At 61.7% G+C, this 15,684-nt stretch carries 16 protein-coding genes and 1 tRNA gene; 11 read left to right on the top strand and 6 right to left on the bottom strand.

Annotated elements, in window-relative coordinates; translation table 11 throughout:
- The first annotated feature begins 140 nt into the window (after window positions 1-140).
- Window positions 141-2,003 carry a dihydroxy-acid dehydratase gene (ilvD, locus tag MSKU9_RS13115; RefSeq protein ID WP_141261903.1) on the top strand — a complete coding sequence of 621 codons (1,863 nt, stop codon included), beginning with the start codon at window positions 141-143 and terminating at the stop codon, window positions 2,001-2,003.
- A gap of 206 nt (window positions 2,004-2,209) precedes the next feature.
- Here ilvD and MSKU9_RS13110 read toward each other — a convergent pair whose 3' ends face one another.
- Window positions 2,210-2,422: a hypothetical protein gene (locus tag MSKU9_RS13110; protein ID WP_110556578.1), complete on the bottom strand. Its 213-nt coding sequence runs from the start codon at window positions 2,420-2,422 to the stop codon at window positions 2,210-2,212.
- A 665-nt stretch (window positions 2,423-3,087) separates the two neighbouring features.
- On the opposite strand from MSKU9_RS13110, the gene MSKU9_RS13105 reads away from it, so the two are divergent.
- Window positions 3,088-3,768, top strand: coding sequence for a hypothetical protein (locus tag MSKU9_RS13105; protein WP_227002496.1), 681 nt, complete (start codon window positions 3,088-3,090; stop codon window positions 3,766-3,768).
- Between the two features lie 144 nt (window positions 3,769-3,912).
- Here MSKU9_RS13105 and MSKU9_RS13100 read toward each other — a convergent pair whose 3' ends face one another.
- On the bottom strand, window positions 3,913-4,095 hold the full coding sequence (locus MSKU9_RS13100) for a hypothetical protein (RefSeq protein ID WP_141261846.1): 183 nt from the start codon (window positions 4,093-4,095) through the stop codon (window positions 3,913-3,915).
- A gap of 95 nt (window positions 4,096-4,190) precedes the next feature.
- Between MSKU9_RS13100 and MSKU9_RS13095 the strand changes: the two genes are divergently transcribed.
- On the top strand, window positions 4,191-5,027 hold the full coding sequence (locus MSKU9_RS13095) for a DNA/RNA non-specific endonuclease (protein WP_141261845.1): 837 nt from the start codon (window positions 4,191-4,193) through the stop codon (window positions 5,025-5,027).
- 26 nt (window positions 5,028-5,053) lie between these two features.
- Window positions 5,054-5,335 (top strand): hypothetical protein, encoded by a 282-nt coding sequence (locus MSKU9_RS13090; RefSeq protein ID WP_141261844.1) that lies wholly within the window; start codon window positions 5,054-5,056, stop codon window positions 5,333-5,335.
- Window positions 5,336-5,439: 104 nt separating this feature from the next.
- Here MSKU9_RS13090 and rpsI read toward each other — a convergent pair whose 3' ends face one another.
- Window positions 5,440-5,943 (bottom strand): 30S ribosomal protein S9, encoded by a 504-nt coding sequence (gene rpsI / locus MSKU9_RS13085; protein WP_025439615.1) that lies wholly within the window; start codon window positions 5,941-5,943, stop codon window positions 5,440-5,442.
- Window positions 5,944-5,948: 5 nt separating this feature from the next.
- Window positions 5,949-6,431, bottom strand: a complete 483-nt coding sequence (rplM, locus tag MSKU9_RS13080; RefSeq protein WP_010510192.1) for a 50S ribosomal protein L13 — start codon at window positions 6,429-6,431, stop codon at window positions 5,949-5,951.
- A 231-nt stretch (window positions 6,432-6,662) separates the two neighbouring features.
- Between rplM and MSKU9_RS13075 the strand changes: the two genes are divergently transcribed.
- Window positions 6,663-8,009, top strand: a complete 1,347-nt coding sequence (locus tag MSKU9_RS13075) for a hypothetical protein (protein WP_141261843.1) — start codon at window positions 6,663-6,665, stop codon at window positions 8,007-8,009.
- A complete protein-coding gene (locus MSKU9_RS13070) occupies window positions 8,009-8,869 on the top strand; it encodes an SDR family oxidoreductase (protein WP_141261842.1) in 861 nt (286 codons plus the stop codon). Before MSKU9_RS13075 ends, MSKU9_RS13070 begins: the two co-directional genes overlap by 1 nt.
- A gap of 49 nt (window positions 8,870-8,918) precedes the next feature.
- Here the strand turns inward: MSKU9_RS13070 and MSKU9_RS13065 are convergent.
- Together MSKU9_RS13065 and MSKU9_RS13060 are read right to left on the bottom strand one after the other, a co-directional pair.
- Window positions 8,919-8,994, bottom strand: a tRNA-His gene (locus MSKU9_RS13065).
- A gap of 43 nt (window positions 8,995-9,037) precedes the next feature.
- A complete protein-coding gene (locus MSKU9_RS13060; protein ID WP_141261901.1) occupies window positions 9,038-10,243 on the bottom strand; it encodes an aminotransferase in 1,206 nt (401 codons plus the stop codon).
- A 155-nt stretch (window positions 10,244-10,398) separates the two neighbouring features.
- On the opposite strand from MSKU9_RS13060, the gene MSKU9_RS13055 reads away from it, so the two are divergent.
- The 5 genes from MSKU9_RS13055 to MSKU9_RS13035 all read left to right on the top strand — a co-directional run bounded on the left by MSKU9_RS13055 (window position 10,399) and on the right by MSKU9_RS13035 (window position 15,678).
- Window positions 10,399-10,737, top strand: a complete 339-nt coding sequence (locus tag MSKU9_RS13055) for a P-II family nitrogen regulator (protein ID WP_010510184.1) — start codon at window positions 10,399-10,401, stop codon at window positions 10,735-10,737.
- A gap of 122 nt (window positions 10,738-10,859) precedes the next feature.
- Window positions 10,860-12,320, top strand: a complete 1,461-nt coding sequence (gene glnA / locus MSKU9_RS13050) for a type I glutamate--ammonia ligase (protein ID WP_110556571.1) — start codon at window positions 10,860-10,862, stop codon at window positions 12,318-12,320.
- A 221-nt stretch (window positions 12,321-12,541) separates the two neighbouring features.
- The gene (locus MSKU9_RS13045; RefSeq protein WP_193557702.1) at window positions 12,542-13,585 is read left to right on the top strand and encodes an NAD(P)H-quinone oxidoreductase; all 1,044 of its coding nucleotides are present in this window, start codon (window positions 12,542-12,544) and stop codon (window positions 13,583-13,585) included.
- Between the two features lie 11 nt (window positions 13,586-13,596).
- On the top strand, window positions 13,597-14,388 hold the full coding sequence (locus tag MSKU9_RS13040) for an alpha/beta fold hydrolase (protein ID WP_141261841.1): 792 nt from the start codon (window positions 13,597-13,599) through the stop codon (window positions 14,386-14,388).
- 129 nt (window positions 14,389-14,517) lie between these two features.
- Window positions 14,518-15,678: an energy transducer TonB gene (locus MSKU9_RS13035; protein ID WP_141261840.1), complete on the top strand. Its 1,161-nt coding sequence runs from the start codon at window positions 14,518-14,520 to the stop codon at window positions 15,676-15,678.
- Window positions 15,679-15,684: the final 6 nt, after the last annotated feature.

Raw genomic sequence — 15,684 nt, 5'->3', positions numbered from 1 at the left:
TGCGCGCCCTGCCCGTCCCCATCCCTACCCGCCCACGGTTAACGGCAGGTTTGGACTGGCGCGCAGGCCGCGTGTCCTGTATGCGGTCAGGCGATATTGTTCCCCCTATGCTAACCCCTTTGTCGCGAGAGGTCACCGTCATGCCCGCCTATCGTTCCCGCACTACGACCCATGGCCGCAACATGGCCGGTGCGCGCAGCCTGTGGCGTGCAACCGGCATGAAGGACGGTGACTTCGGCAAGCCGATCATCGCCATCGCCAACTCGTTCACGCAGTTCGTGCCCGGCCATGTCCATCTCAAGGACCTGGGCCAGCTTGTGGCCGGCGCGGTGGCCGAAGCCGGTGGCGTCGGGCGTGAGTTCAATACCATCGCCGTGGATGACGGCATCGCCATGGGCCATGGCGGGATGCTGTACAGCCTGCCGTCACGCGAACTGATCGCGGATGCGGTGGAATACATGGTCAACGCCCACTGCGCCGACGCGCTGGTGTGCATAAGCAACTGCGACAAGATCACGCCGGGCATGCTGATGGCGGCGATGCGGCTGAACATCCCGACCATCTTCGTCTCCGGCGGGCCAATGGAAGCGGGCAAGATCATCAATAACGGCGCCGAGCAGCAGGTTGACCTCATCACATCGATGGTGGCGGCGGCCAATTCCGATGTGACAGATGAACAGTCGGCCACGATCGAACGCTCCGCCTGTCCCACCTGCGGGTCATGTTCGGGCATGTTCACCGCCAATTCCATGAACTGCCTGACCGAGGCGCTGGGCCTTGCCCTGCCGGGCAATGGCAGCCTGGTCGCAACCCACGCCGACCGTCGCAACCTGTTCGAGCGCGCAGGGCACGAGATCGTCGCCCTCGCCCGCCGCTGGTATGAAAACGACGATGCCACTGTCCTGCCGCGCGGCATCGCCACCAAATCCGCGTTTGAAAATGCCATGTCGGTCGATATCGCCATGGGCGGGTCAACCAACACCGTGCTGCACCTGCTGGCGGCGGCGCATGAGGGCAAGGTACATTTCACCATGTCCGATATCGACCGCCTGTCCCACAAGGTGCCCAACCTGTGCAAGGTTTCGCCGTCGCGCATGGATATCCACATGGAGGACGTGCACCGCGCCGGTGGCATTCCCGCCATCATGGGCGAACTGGCCCGCATGGGCCTGCTGCACATGAACGCCCCCAGCGTGCATGCCCCCAGCGTGGCGGCAGCCCTGGCAAAGTGGGATATCAGCACCGATACAGTGGATGAGGACGCACGTACCTTCTTCCGCGCGGCCCCCGGTGGCGTGCGCACCACGGAAGCATTTTCGCAGGCCAGCCGTTACAAGGCGCTGGATACCGACCGTGCCAATGGCGCGATCCGTGATGCGGAACATGCCTACAGCCAGGACGGTGGCCTTGCGGTGCTGTTCGGCAACCTTGCGGAAGACGGTGCCATCGTCAAAACCGCGGGCGTTGCCGATAACCTGCTGACGTTTACGGGGCCGGCCCGCATCTTTGAAAGCCAGGACGCGGCCGTCTCCGCCATCCTCGGCAATAAGATCGTGGCGGGTGACGTGGTGGTGATCCGCTACGAAGGACCGAAGGGCGGACCGGGCATGCAGGAAATGCTGTATCCGACCAGCTACCTGAAATCCAAGGGGCTGGCTGAAAAATGCGCCCTGATTACCGATGGCCGCTTCTCTGGCGGCAGTTCGGGACTGTCGATCGGCCACATCTCGCCCGAAGCGGCGGAAGGCGGCATTATCGGGCTGCTGGAGGAAGGCGATACGATCGAGATCGATATCCCAAATCGTATCCTGCGCACCACCGTAAGCGATGCGGACCTTGCCGCCCGCCGCGATGCGATGGAAGAACGGGGCGACCGCGCATGGCAGCCGGACCGCACGCGCGAAGTCTCCGTAGCCCTTCAGGCTTACAGCGCCCTGACCACCAGTGCCGCGCGCGGTGCCGTGCGTGATGTCAGCCAGCTTGGCCGCCGCACCAGCCGCTGATACAGCTGGCGGCCTGACAGGCTGTTTGAAAACAATGAAGGTTTCTGAATGCCGTATTTTTTCAAAAAAGCGACATTCTTCTGAAGCTTTTTGAAAAAAGCTTCACCAAGAAACTTCCTTATGATTGCAGCCTGGCCAACAGCCTTTTACGATACCGACGCCCCGGCGGGACACAGGTTCCCAACGGGGCGTTACGCGTTTTATGGCTACGCCTCGCGGAAAGTGACGGCCTTATGCCCCATGCGGCGGAAGGTCGCCGTAACCCGCTGCTTCAGCGCCACCAGATCGGGCAGGATGGCGTTATGCAGGCAGCGCACGCTGTCATGGGTTGCGTAGAAACGCAGCGAGGAAGCAATGCCCGTAATGATGGCCGCCCCCACGAACACGCCATCCACTTCTATGATCTTTGACTCAAACATGGTTCCCTGACCCACACCACCGGTTACGCCAGCCCGTGCGCACGACTGCCCAATGGGCCAACCGTACCAACATGCTGCCACCGGCAGTATTCTTCTGATTTCCATTACCCGCCGCAAACGCGGCAGGGCACCGGAAGTTTCATCATCACACACCCAAAAATCCTTTGGCCACAAACGGTTGCCAGCCATGGTCTGCAGTATGCGACAGGTTCCCCGCCAGACGATGGCAATGGGACTGTGGAGCACGAAAAAGACGATTATTGTGGCATTTCCATGACTGCAGCAATATGGACATACATATATTAAAACAATACATGCAGAACATGGCACACCCGGAAATAATTCCATACCAAAATGCAATAAAATGAAAAACAATATGGAAACAAGTCATTGATAAATAAAAGTCTTTTTGTGTCGCCTCTTTTCGGAAAGGTCGCACTTCCTGAAATTTTTTGAAAAAGTTTCAGGAGAAACTGTCCGTTAACCTGCACAATGGCTCAAAGGCAGACCCTGACATGCCATACGACAGGTCTTGCCCAATATGGGAAAGACCGCCCATATTGGGCAGGTCTGACATGCCCGTACCCTTCGTGACAGCAGGGGGCAAAAGCTGTTTTCTGCCACCCCGACCATCATCAAGACCTTACACAGACCGGTGCCAACCCTTGCCTAGCCTGACACGTCCGACCTTTCCCGCACGTCCCATCCCGCCACGGCGGGTCATGCATGCCGCAGCCCTGGCCATGGGCCTGATCCTTCCGGGTGGCATGGATGCCACTGCGCATGCCGCATCACTCACCTATCCCGCGCCCATCATGGGAACGGAAACCACCGCGCATGCATGGGGTATTGAAACCCGCTTTGCACAGACCACGCCATGTGTGGTCGAAATGGCCATAAACCAGACCACTTTCATGGCCCACATGCCCGAAATGATTCAGGCCGGACTGTTCAATACGCAGGTAACACCCACCCTGCAGCGGCAGGCGCCGCATTATCTCATGAACACATTGCAGATGGATGTAACGCCCGGCTTCGTCCATACGCTGTTTACCCAGCGTGGCGCGCCCGCGCGCTGCCATTTCGCATGGTCCTACATTGCCCCGAACGGGACGCCCCATCCCATGGTGAACTTTGACGTCACCCGTCAGGCCCATGACCGCATCGACTGGGCGCACCTGCGTTTTGGCGACATGATGACGATGGCGCAGAATCCGGTGGTGGACCGGCAATTCGATGCCCAGGTCAATCAGGAAACGATAGATGTGACCATTGCCCTGTCCAGAAGCGGTATTTCAGCCGACCTGCCGCTTCCCACCACAACGGCAGGAACGCATTCTCCTTAAGAGATATAAAAACTTACCTGATAAATAAAAATAAAAGTTTTTTGGGTACCGCCCTTTTTTCAAAAAGGCGGCAGTCTTTTGAAGCTTTTTAAAAAAAGCTTCACCAAACACTTCTTTATAATATGCAGGTTTTCCCCCTGCTCCTTAACGGCCATGTCCGGCAAGCTGCACGACAAGGTCGATCAGCGCCGCCGCCAGCAGCATGACCGTCACCACGCGCAGGCCAATGCGCAACATGCGCTCACGCCGCGTAGGGGGTAATTCCTGACGATGCAGGATAAAGGAATCCTGCTGGCCGGGATTTCCCAAATCAGGTGGCTCGGCCATTGCCCTGTCCCATCGGATGTTTCATGGATAGGCCCCGTTTTACCAGAACAGATGGATAACGCCAGACTGTGCCCCGCCATTGCCCTGCCTTTCGCATGACACGGTATGTCCTGTCCCTTCTCCTTCTGGTCGGACCTGTAGCCCTGTACCCGTCCCATGGGGCACATGCTGAAGGGTGCGCGGAACTGGGTGCGGAACAGCAATTGCCGATGCTGGACAACGCAAAGCTGTCGTCCCGGACGCAACTGCTGTGCAATGCCCGATATGCTGTACTGTATTCCGGCCTGGCGCATGAACCGCTGTGGTCAGCGGAGCATCTTGATACCGCCATGGTCCGCGCAGCCATATCCACCCCGCGCCGGGGAGAATTCCGTCCCGATACGCGCATTCCGCCGGACGCGCGCTCGGAACTGGAGGATTATGTCAGATCCGGCTTTGACCGCGGACACATGACCCCATCGGGTGACATGCCGGACGAACAGACACAGGAAGAAACCTTCCTCCTGTCCAACATCGTGCCGCAACACGCCGTGCTGAACCGGGGCAAATGGGCGGAAATCGAATCGGGCGTGCGCAGGATGGCCCTGCGTGAAGGGGAACTGTATGTGGTGACTGGCCCCGCCTTCCATGCCCGCACCCTATCGGCCATCGGGACGAACCACGTGCTGGTGCCAACTTCGACATGGAAAGCCATATACGACCCCCGTCGTGCACAGACAGGGGTTTACGTATGCCATAATGTCGCGCGCGCGCCCGGCTGCAGCCATGTCAGCGTGGCGGAACTGACCCATATTACCGGGATAGATCCCTTTCCCGCCCTGCCCGCACGCATGAAGCAGACCTGCATGACGCTGCCCTTTGGCACGACACACAGACGCACGACCACCCATCGCCGCCGCCGCACCCGACAGAGCTATTATCGCTGGTGGTAGACCCCTTTTCCGAAGGAGACACGATCATGACCACCCATTGCCCGACATCGCAGGCCGACACAGCCCTTGTCCCCTTTGCTGATAACAGCGTCAGCCGCACCATCGGGGGCATGACGGTGGAAAACGGCACCGACAGCATCGCCTTTTACGGCCAGACGGACCTGAGCCGTGACAGGGCCGGACTGGAACGCGCACGCGCGCTGCTGGCCTTCATGCAGCAGGTTGTGGAAACGCTGGAAGCGCAGAAGAACCTGCCGGATGCCCTGCCACCGCGCAAACCGGCCAAGGTTGCCAATCCCTTTGCCTGATAACGCGCGGGTCCCGCCCGCCTGATGCACAACGGGGCCGGCCCATTGCTGGACCGGCCCCGTTGAAAAACCCGTATCCCGTGGCATGCCACGGGAAAGCAGGATCAGCGCTTGCTGAACTGGAAGGAACGACGTGCCTTGGCGCGACCGTACTTCTTACGTTCAACAACACGCGAATCGCGCGTCAGGAAGCCAGCGGCCTTCAGGATGCTGCGCAGCGCGGGTTCGTAATGGGTCAGCGCGCGGCTGATGCCATGGCGGACCGCACCAGCCTGACCGGACAGACCGCCACCGACAACGGTGCAGTACACGTCAAACTGGTTGTAGCGATCAGCAACCAGGAACGGCTGGGTGATCAGCATGCGCAGCACGGGACGTGCGAAATAGGTGCCAACCGGACGGCCATTGACGATGATGTCGCCCTTGCCCGGCTTGATCCACACGCGGGCCACTGCGTCCTTACGACGGCCCGTGGCATAGGAACGGCCCTGCGCATCGCGCTTGGCTTCGTAAACGGGCGCGGCTTCCTGCGAAGAGGTTACCTGGCCGGACGCAACGGCTTCCTTGAGGTCAGCCAGCGTGCCTGTACGTTCTTGGGTTTCAGACATGTTGTTCAGCCCCCGACCTTCTGGGTGTTCACGGCGTTCTTGCGGTTCATTGACGCAACGTCGAGAACCTGCGGCTTCTGCCCTTCGTGCGGATGTTCGCTACCGGCATAGACATACAGGTGCTTCATCTGCGCGCGCTGCAGCGGGCCACGGGTGATCATGCGCTCGACGGCCTTGCGCACGACATCGCCGGGGTTCTTGCCGGTCAGGCGCTGGGTGATCGTGCGTTCCTTGATCCCGCCGGGGTAACCGGTGTGATAATGGAACAGCTTCTGGTCCACCTTGTTGCCGGTCAGGCGGACCTTCTCGGCGTTGATGACGACAATGTTGTCGCCACAGTCAACATGCGGGGTGAACTGGGGCTTGTGCTTGCCGCGCAGGCGCTGGGCGATGATGGTCGCCAGGCGGCCCAGGACGAGGCCTTCGGCGTCGATCAGGGTCCAGCCACGCGTCACCTCTGCGGGTTTCAGCGAAAGTGTGGTCTTCATGGATTCAGTGTTCCGTCCAGTAATGTAGCGGTAACAGGTGGCGCGTTATCATCCGTACGCGGTGCGAACGTCAAGCACATAATCCCGTACAGACGGCATTTTTCCGGTAAAAAAACGTGTGTGGTATCATGATACCGCACATCTTTCCGCAGCTCTCTGCCCGCGGGTGATTGCCCAAGGGGGCTGGAATGCGATAGCACTCGGTTCAAGGTCATTACGGATACCAGGCTCGTGAAGAAACTCTATCCCGCCATTCCCCTGCTTATACTTGTGCTGCTGGTTGGCAGCTGGGGGGTGCATCACTTTGCCCAACGCAGGCTGGAGGCCGGCATCGCCGACTTCAGGGCTTCCATCGGGCCTGACGCCACGTTCAGCTACGCCACGGCGCGGCCGCGTACGCTGGCGCGGGGCGCGCATTTTACCGCTGTCACCTACCACAACCCCGCCATGACGCTGATCGCGGCGGATGTGCGGCTGGGGGGGCTGACCGGTAATAACGTGCAGGGCGAAAAGATCGGCAGCCTGGTGCTGCGCAACGTGAAGGTCATGACCACCGCCAACACCATATCGCTGGACCAGGTGGAACTGAGCAACCTTGTCCTGCCCAATACCGCGCGGGTCGCGGGGGACATGGCCCGCCCGCTGGGTTTCGATTCCCTCGTGCTGGACAAGGGGGCGTTCACCAACCTGCATGTAGCGATTCCCGCCAGCCAGACGGACGTGACCATCGGACGCATGACCATCAGCCAGTACGGGATGGGCCGTTCGTCGCATCTGGACCTTGACCGGCTGGCGACACAGATCAACCTGACGCCCACCCGCCGCATTGCCGTCGAACATATCGTGGTGGACGGGCCGGATTTCGCTGGCGAGGTGGCAAGCCTGATCCAGTCAGGCCACCTTGTCCATGAACGCCATCCGCAGACCATGGATCTGAAGAAGGTGGAAATCGACAGCACCCACCCCATGCTGCAGATCGACCATGTCACCACGTCGCGTTTTTCCACCGAAACCGAAGACAAGATGGACACGAAGCTGGACCACCTGACCCTGTGGTCCACCGGCACGGACAACCCGTCCATCCTCAACGCCTTCGGCTATGACCATTTCAGCGGCAACATCCACGCCGACAGCACCAGCGACCGCAGTGCGGGCCGTGTGCATCTGGAACCGCTGACCATCGAAGCCCCGGACATGGGCAACCTGACCATGGTGGCCGAACTGGACCAGATCCCGTTTGACGACATGGCCATCATTCCCGAAACCGCCCGCATCGTCTCCGCCGCCATGACGTGGGATGACCTGTCGCTGGCCAGCCACGTGGTGGCGGGGCTGGCCAAAAGCCGTGATATGGATGTGGATGCCTACCGGCAGAATCTGCTGACCTCGCTCGGTACATCCGATGACGCTTCGATGCGGGCCATGGGCCGCTTCCTTCAGTCACCGCAGGACCACCCGCTGCAGATCGCCCTGCGTCCGATGAAGCCGGTCAACCTGATGATGCTGGGCGTTGCCCTGTCCATGGCGGGAGATCCGTCGGTTGCAGCCCCGCTGGGCCTGACCATCTCCACACCCTGATGACCGATTCCGGGCCGGTGCATGTCATTGGCGCGACCGGCCGGTCGGGACTGGCGCTGTGCCATGCTCTGACGGCGCGTGGACAGACGATCATTCCCGTAGTGCGCAGCCTGTCCCGGTGGCAGGCAACGGGCATTGCCTGTCCCGCCCGCGTCGCTGACCTGCAGGGGAATGCTGACCGCCTGCATGCCGCACTGGCGGATGCCACGTCCATCGTACTGACAGCCCATGCCCGCCACCTTCCCGCCGTGCTGGCGGCGGCCCCGCCACAGGCCCGGATCGTAGCACTGGGCAGCACCCGTATCTTTACCCGCTGGCCCGACGCGCATGGCCGTGGCGTGATGGAAGGCGCACGGGCCTTTGCCCGGTCTGGCCGCGATGGCGTGCTGCTGCACCCCACCATGATCTATGGCGCAACGGGCGAAGACAATGTGCAGCGCCTGGCCGCCCTCATGCGCTGCCTGCCCATCCTGCCGCTGCCCGGCGGCGGAAGGTCACGCATCCAGCCCATATGGCAGGGTGATGTGACACGCGCCATCCTTGCGGCCGTGGACCACCCATGGGATGGGCCACACAGCATGGTCATTGCGGGCGGGGATCAGGTCACCTATCGCGATTTCACGCGCCATGTCGCCCTTGCGGCAGGGTTGCGCCCACGACCTGTCGCGCCAGTGCCCGGATGGCTGCTGGTGGCGATGGCGCGAATCCACCTGTCCGGTCTCCCGCATATTGCGCCAGCGGAGGTGCGGCGACTGATGGAAGACAAGATTTTCGACATTACGCCCATGCGCATGCAACTGGGGCTTACCCCCACGCCACTAACAGTTGGGCTGGAACGCACATTCGCCCGGCGCGGTTAAGAAAGCCTGCTGCCAGATGCCATATTCATTATTGTCTGGAAAGAAGAGTTGGGGCGAACGACGGGGATTGAACCCGCGACAACCGGTACCACAAACCGGCGCTCTACCAACTGAGCTACGTCCGCCACAACTGCGCAGTCATTTAGAAAATTCGTGCGCGTACGTCAACTACCCTTTTTGGATTTCCACAATATTTCCCGCGCACAGCCGTTCACGCACGGATTGCAGCCGCTTTACGGCGCCCGCGATCACTTCCGCCTTCTTGCAGAATGCGAAGCGGACATAGCGGGCGGGAATATCCACCCCCCTGGCATCATAGAAAGCCGAGACCGGAATAGCGGCAACGCCCACATGGCGGATCATCTGTTCACAGAACGCGACATCATCACCCGCGAAGCCAAGCGGCGCGATATCGGCAATCAGGAAATAGCTGCCATCCGACGGCAGCACTGACAGGCCTGCGCGCGCAAGTCCGTCCGCCAGACTGTCACGCGCACCGCGCATGCCCTCCGCCAGCTGGTGGAAATAGGCGGTATCCTTGTCCAGCCCCATGGCCACCGCACGCTGCAGATTGGGAGCGACGGTAAAGGTCAGCAGCTGGTGCGCCTTCATCACAAGATCCGCCAGCGCGGCGGGGGCGGTGACGTAACCGACCTTCCACCCCGTCATGGAAAAGCTCTTGCCCGCGCTGCCAATGCGGATCGTGCGCTCCCGCATGCCCGGCAACATCATAAGCGGCAGATGCCCGATCGTGCCGAAGGTCAGGTGTTCATACACCTCGTCACACACCGCGTAGACATCGTGGCGCGCGACAAGACCCGCGATGAATTCCAGTTCGTCGCGCGTGAACACCTTACCGGTCGGGTTCATGGGCGTATTCAGCAGGATCGCCTTGGTGCGCGGACCAAAGGCTGCCGCCAGTTCCGCCCGCGGCAGGTCCCAGTGCGGCGGCGTCAGCCGCACCTTGCGCACGACCGCGCCCAGCATTTCCAGAACGGGCATGTAGGTGTCGTATAACGGCTCGAACACCACCACTTCATCGCCCCGGTTGACCAGCGCCATAAGGGAGGCGGTAATCGCCTCTGTCGCGCCACAGGTCACCACCACCTCGCGCGCGGGATCGACCTCGATTCCATAAAAGCGCACATTGGACCGCGCCACGGCGCCCCGCAGTTCCGGCAGGCCGGCAAGGGGGGGATACTGGTTGCGCCCGTCACGCAAGGCGCTGGCCGCGGCATCCACCATGTCAGCCGGGCCTTCGGTATCAGGAAAGCCCTGACCGAGGTTGATGGCGTCATGTTTCACCGCCAGCGCAGAGATGACTGAGAAAATGGTGGTCGGCAGCCCCGAAAGCAGCGAGTTGGCGGGTTTCATCGTATCATCCTGTCCCGGCGCGCGTGTGGCGACGCGCGCGCGTGTTTTTTGCCTTATCATCCGATTGCCTGAAATCCAAAGCCATGCAACCCTGCCTGCGCCAGACAGACGGCACGCGGACCTTACGCCACGAGACGGAAGACAGACACAGCAGCATGAAAAAGATCGAGGCCATCATCAAGCCCTTCAAACTCGACGAGGTGAAGGAGGCCCTGCATGAAATCGGTCTGATGGGAATCACCGTCACGGAGGCCAAGGGCTTCGGGCGGCAGAAAGGCCATACGGAGCTGTACCGTGGCGCGGAATACATCATCGACTTCCTGCCCAAGGTAAAGCTGGAAATCGTGTGTCCCGACGACATGACCGAACGCGCGATAGAAGCCATCATGGCGGCGGCCCGCACGGGACGCATCGGCGATGGCAAGATATTTGTCACCCCCGTAACGGATGTCATCCGTATCCGTACAGGTGAACGCGGCGCCGATGCGGTCTGATATCCGGAACGTAAACATGGGTCCCATGGCAGCACGCCTATCGACAGCAGCCTTCCGTTTCCGTAACCATAGCCGCCGCGCCGCATGGAACGGCACACCAAAGTCAGGACAGGTAAATTAACATGGCAAAAAAAGCACAGGCCCCGGCCGCGGCCTCCACGCCGTCACATTCCGCCAAGGCCATTGCGAAGGTCTTTGAGATCATCAAGGAAAACGCGGTCGAAATGGTTGACCTGCGTTTCACCGATCCGCGTGGCAAGTGGCACCACACCACGCAGTACGTCACCACGATCGAGGAAGACACCTTCCGCGAAGGCTTCATGTTTGACGGCTCCTCCATCGCAGGATGGAAGGCCATCAACGAAAGCGACATGATCCTGCTGCCTGACCCGACCACCGCGGTTATGGACCCGTTCTCCGCCAAGCCGCAGCTGATCCTGATCTGTGACATTGTCGAGCCGTCCACCGGGCAGTTCTACAACCGCGATCCCCGCGCGACCGCCAAGCTGGCAGAACAGTACCTGCAGTCCACCGGCCTGGGCGACACTGCCTTCTTCGGCCCCGAAGCCGAATTCTTCATCTTTGACAGCGTGCGCTTCGGCACCGGCCCGAACTTCGGCATCTACGAGCTGGAAAGCATCGAGGGCCCCGGCGCCTCGCTGAAGGACTACCCCGAAGGCAACATGGGCCACCGCCCCGGTGTCAAGGGTGGTTACTTCCCCGTAGCCCCGGTTGACAGCGAAGGCGACCTGCGCGCCGAAATGCTGACCACCATGGGCGAGATGGGCCTGCCCATCGAAAAGCACCACCACGAAGTCGCACAGTCGCAGCATGAGCTGGGCACCAAGTTCGACACGCTGGTCCGCTCCGCCGACTTCATGCAGATCTACAAGTACTGCGTGCACAACGTCGCCCATTCCTATGGCAAGACGGCGACCTTCATGCCGAAGCCGATCTATGGCGACAACGGTTCGGGCATGCATGTCCACCAGTCCATCTGGCGCGACGGCAAGCCCACATTTGGTGGCAACGGCTATGCTGACCTGTCGGATGAGGCGCTGTACTACATCGGCGGCATCATCAAGCACGCCAAGGCGCTGAACGCCTTCACCAACCCGTCCACCAATTCCTACAAGCGCCTGATCCCCGGATTCGAAGCCCCCGTGCTGCTGGCATACTCGGCCCGCAACCGCTCCGCTTCGTGCCGTATCCCGTACGCGACCAGCCCGAAGGCAAAGCGCGTCGAGGTCCGTTTCCCCGATCCGACCGCGAACCCCTACCTTGCCTTCGCCGCCATGCTGATGGCCGGCCTCGACGGGATCAAGAACAAGATCCACCCGGGTGATGCGATGGACAAGGATCTGTATGACCTGCCGCCGGAAGAGCTGAAGCAGATCCCGACGGTTGCAGGCTCCCTGCGTGAAGCCCTGACAGCACTGGAATCCGATTACGAATTCCTGCTGGCCGGTGGCGTGTTCACCAAGGACCAGATCGAAAGCTACTGTGCCGTGAAGTGGGAAGAAGTCTACAAGTTCGAACACACGCCGCACCCCGCTGAATTCGAAATGTACTACTCCGTCTGATAACGGCTTCCCCACAGGAAAGCCTGTCAGGCAAAAGCGCCGGAACCGATATGGTTCCGGCGCTTTTTTCATGTCTGCATCACGACCACGCGCAGCAATGGGCAACCGGGATGGAATGCACACGTTTGCTCGATTCCCGGTCATGCACACTGGTCCTGCGCGCCATATCGCCTACACCTTGAGGCCTGCATGCCGCACGTACACGCCTCACGAGGACAGACATGACCCAAGCCATACCCGACACCATGCAGGCCATTACCTTCAGCCAGCCCGGCGGTCCCGATGCCCTGTGCATTTCCACCCTGCCTGTGCCCCGGCCCACAGGGGGCGAGGTACTGGTCCGCGTCATGGCGGCGGGCATCAACCGGCCCGATATCATGCAGCGTCAGGGACTGTATCCCCCACCGCCGGGGGCCAGCCCCCTGCTGGGGCTGGAAGTAGCGGGCGAAGTCGTGGCGACCGGACCGGACGTGCCCGCAGGCGCCTTCCCCGCCATCGGCGCGCGGGTATGCGCTCTGGTCAATGGCGGGGGCTATGCCCAGTACTGCGCCGTGCCCGTGGGCCAGTGCCTGCCATGGCCCACGGGCTTTGACGCCATCCATGCGGCCGCCCTGCCCGAGACCTTTTTCACCGTCTGGTCCAACCTGTTCATGACTGCCGACCTGAAACCGGGGGAAAGCGTGCTGGTGCATGGGGGCACCAGCGGCATCGGTACCACCACCATCCAGCTGGTCCGCGCCATGGGGGGCACGGTCTACGCCACGGCGGGCACGGACGACAAATGCACACTGTGCACCGCCCTTGGCGCCACCGCCGCCATCAACTACCGGACCGAAACCTTTCCTGATCGCATAAAGGAACTGACGGATGGTCGGGGCGTGGACGTCATACTGGACATGATCGGAGGGGCATATATGGATGGCAACCTGCGGTCACTGGCGATGGCGGGACGACTGGTCATCATCGCCCTGCAGGGCGGGGCAAAGGCCGATGGCGTCAGCCTGGCGCGCATCATGACCCGCAGGCTGGTGGTGACCGGCACCACGCTGCGCCCGCGTGACGCTACCTGCAAGGCGACCATCGCCCGCCAGTTGGAAGAACGGGTGTGGCCACTGCTCGCACAGCGGGCCATCCGCCCCATCATCCATGCCACCTTCCCCTTTGCGCGGGTTGCCGATGCCCATAAACTCATGGAAAACGGAACACACATGGGCAAGATCATGCTGGACCTGCAGCACCTGCCTGCGGACACGACAGGACGATAGGGACACAGCCGGTGCTACTGAACGTCATTGAGCGCGGACCAGAAGACATTACCCCCGACACGGCCGGACGTCCCCCTGTTGTCCTGCTTCATGGCCTGTTCGGGCGCGCGCGCAACCTTGGCTTCTTCCAGCGCCGGCTTGCCACCACCCGCCGCACGCTGGCCATCGACCTGCGCAACCATGGCGACAGCCCGCACGGGCTTATGGATTACTACACCATGGCCGCCGACCTGCTGGAAACGCTGGCCCACCACAATGCGCTGCCCGCGACCCTGGTAGGCCATTCCATGGGCGGCAAGGTTGCGATGACGCTGGCGCTGACCCGGCCGGGCATGGTGCACAGTCTGCTGGTGGCCGACATCCCGCCCGCGCGCACCGGGCATGGTCAGTTCGCGCTGGGTGAGCAGATGCTGCGGGTGCCGTTCCCGCCCTTCCTCAACCGCGCGGGGGCGGACAGGCTGCTGCAGCACTACATTCCCAACACGGATGTCCGCGCACTGATGCTGCAGAACATCCGGGTGGGGGAAAATCCGGGCTGGAGCATCGGCCTGCGTGAAATCGTGGAATCGCTGCCCAATGTGGAAAACTGGCCCTATATCCCCGAAGGCTATACCTATCCCGGTCCCACGCTATTCCTGGCAGGGGGGAATTCCCCCTATATCCGCCCGGAGCATTATGGCATCATGCGCCGGCTGTTTCCGTGTTACCGGCTGGAACTGATCGAACAGGCCGGGCACTGGCTGCATGTCGAAAACCCTGAAAGATTTGCGGAACTGCTGGAAAATTTTACTGAACGTTACTGAACCGCCTTCCGTTACACATCCGGTCCTTGACAGACCCCCCATCCGCGTCGGTTATGCTGGCGATATAACAGGGCAGGCAGGTGCGCGGCCCCGGCAACAGACCAACATGGCGGAGACCCGTAGCCTTTCATGACGGTGACACTCAGTCCCTCCTCCCGGCGGCGCAATGCCGTGGAGCCCGTACTGATCCCACGCCGCACGCAGCCCGGCGCCAGTCTGCCGCCCGATACGGCAGGGGACCAGTACCGGCCACCCGACCGCGAACGGCTGCTGGCGGGCGTGGCCGTGCCGCAGCCACCGGGATACCGCAAGCTGCGCCCCACCATGTCGGGCCTGATCCGTCCGGATACGGAAGAAACCCCCGGTCCCGGCCGGGCCATCGCCATATCGGGGCTGCTGCACGCGGCCCTTCTGGCGACCATCCTGATTGAATCCGCCCATCACAGCCAGCACGGCTCCCCCAACGCCACGCAGTCGGAGCCGCAGGTGGAAATGGTCTTTTCGCCCCCGACATCCAGCGGGATGCAGGGACAGTCTTCACCCGATATGGCGGGCGGCCAGAACGCGCCCAGGCAGCAGCAGGACCAGCCCGAACCCAGCGCACAGGAAAAGACCCCCAATCCGCAGCAGAGCGACGAGGATTCCTCCCCTTCGCCCAACATACCCACACCGGAAGTTCCCGCCGCCCCGCCGCTGAGTGACGCGCCATCCGACCTGTCGGTACCGCAGTCCGAACGGCAGGACACATTCAATCCGTCCATGCAGAGTTCGGGCCACGGCAACCACCCCGCACAGCAGTCGCACAGCCATTCCTCCGCCACGGATTACAGGGCGCTGGAACATCCCCGTAACTGGTCGCTGTCGCAATCACCGCTGCCACGCCGCAACCAGCGTGGCCGTGCAGGCGGCACGGGCAGCCCGATCGACCTGTCGCTTGGCCCGCTGGTCAAGAACGGGCAGGTCAACGCCCCCTATTCCACCAATACGCAGATCAAGGGGGTCAGCGATGATTATGGCAGCGAACTCGACCGCTGGATCCGCAGCCACATGTACTACCCCGAGGAAGCCGCCCGCGCGGGTGAGGAAGGCCCGTCCTCGGTGCATGTGGAACTGGACCGCGATGGCCATGTCACCAAGGTGCGCCTGACAGGGCAGTCAGGGTCGTACTACCTTGACGCAGCGACCGTGGGCATGTTCCGCAACGCGCAGCTACCGCCCGTGCCGCCGGACATGCAGGGGGATACCTTCCCCATTGACCTGACCATCAACTACATCCTGATCCGCCGCTAGGCGCGT

Source organism: Komagataeibacter diospyri (genome assembly GCF_006538165.1).
Classification (GTDB): domain Bacteria; phylum Pseudomonadota; class Alphaproteobacteria; order Acetobacterales; family Acetobacteraceae; genus Komagataeibacter; species Komagataeibacter diospyri.
The sequence above is the reverse complement of the archived record's forward strand: the minus strand, read 5'-3'. Positions and strand labels throughout refer to the sequence as shown.

Excerpts from the sequence above, each read along its gene's own strand:
- glnA (WP_110556571.1), top strand. The coding sequence starts at position 10,860 with ATGGCAAAAAAAGCACAGGCCCCGGCCGCGGCCTCCACGCCGTCACAT.
- MSKU9_RS13110 (WP_110556578.1), bottom strand. The coding sequence starts at position 2,422 with ATGTTTGAGTCAAAGATCATAGAAGTGGATGGCGTGTTCGTGGGGGCG.
- MSKU9_RS13090 (WP_141261844.1), top strand. The coding sequence starts at position 5,054 with ATGACCACCCATTGCCCGACATCGCAGGCCGACACAGCCCTTGTCCCC.
- MSKU9_RS13055 (WP_010510184.1), top strand. The coding sequence starts at position 10,399 with ATGAAAAAGATCGAGGCCATCATCAAGCCCTTCAAACTCGACGAGGTG.
- MSKU9_RS13060 (WP_141261901.1), bottom strand. The coding sequence starts at position 10,243 with ATGAAACCCGCCAACTCGCTGCTTTCGGGGCTGCCGACCACCATTTTC.
- MSKU9_RS13100 (WP_141261846.1), bottom strand. The coding sequence starts at position 4,095 with ATGGCCGAGCCACCTGATTTGGGAAATCCCGGCCAGCAGGATTCCTTT.
- ilvD (WP_141261903.1), top strand. The coding sequence starts at position 141 with ATGCCCGCCTATCGTTCCCGCACTACGACCCATGGCCGCAACATGGCC.
- MSKU9_RS13070 (WP_141261842.1), top strand. The coding sequence starts at position 8,009 with ATGACCGATTCCGGGCCGGTGCATGTCATTGGCGCGACCGGCCGGTCG.
- rpsI (WP_025439615.1), bottom strand. The coding sequence starts at position 5,943 with ATGTCTGAAACCCAAGAACGTACAGGCACGCTGGCTGACCTCAAGGAA.
- rplM (WP_010510192.1), bottom strand. The coding sequence starts at position 6,431 with ATGAAGACCACACTTTCGCTGAAACCCGCAGAGGTGACGCGTGGCTGG.
- MSKU9_RS13035 (WP_141261840.1), top strand. The coding sequence starts at position 14,518 with ATGACGGTGACACTCAGTCCCTCCTCCCGGCGGCGCAATGCCGTGGAG.
- MSKU9_RS13045 (WP_193557702.1), top strand. The coding sequence starts at position 12,542 with ATGACCCAAGCCATACCCGACACCATGCAGGCCATTACCTTCAGCCAG.
- MSKU9_RS13095 (WP_141261845.1), top strand. The coding sequence starts at position 4,191 with ATGACACGGTATGTCCTGTCCCTTCTCCTTCTGGTCGGACCTGTAGCC.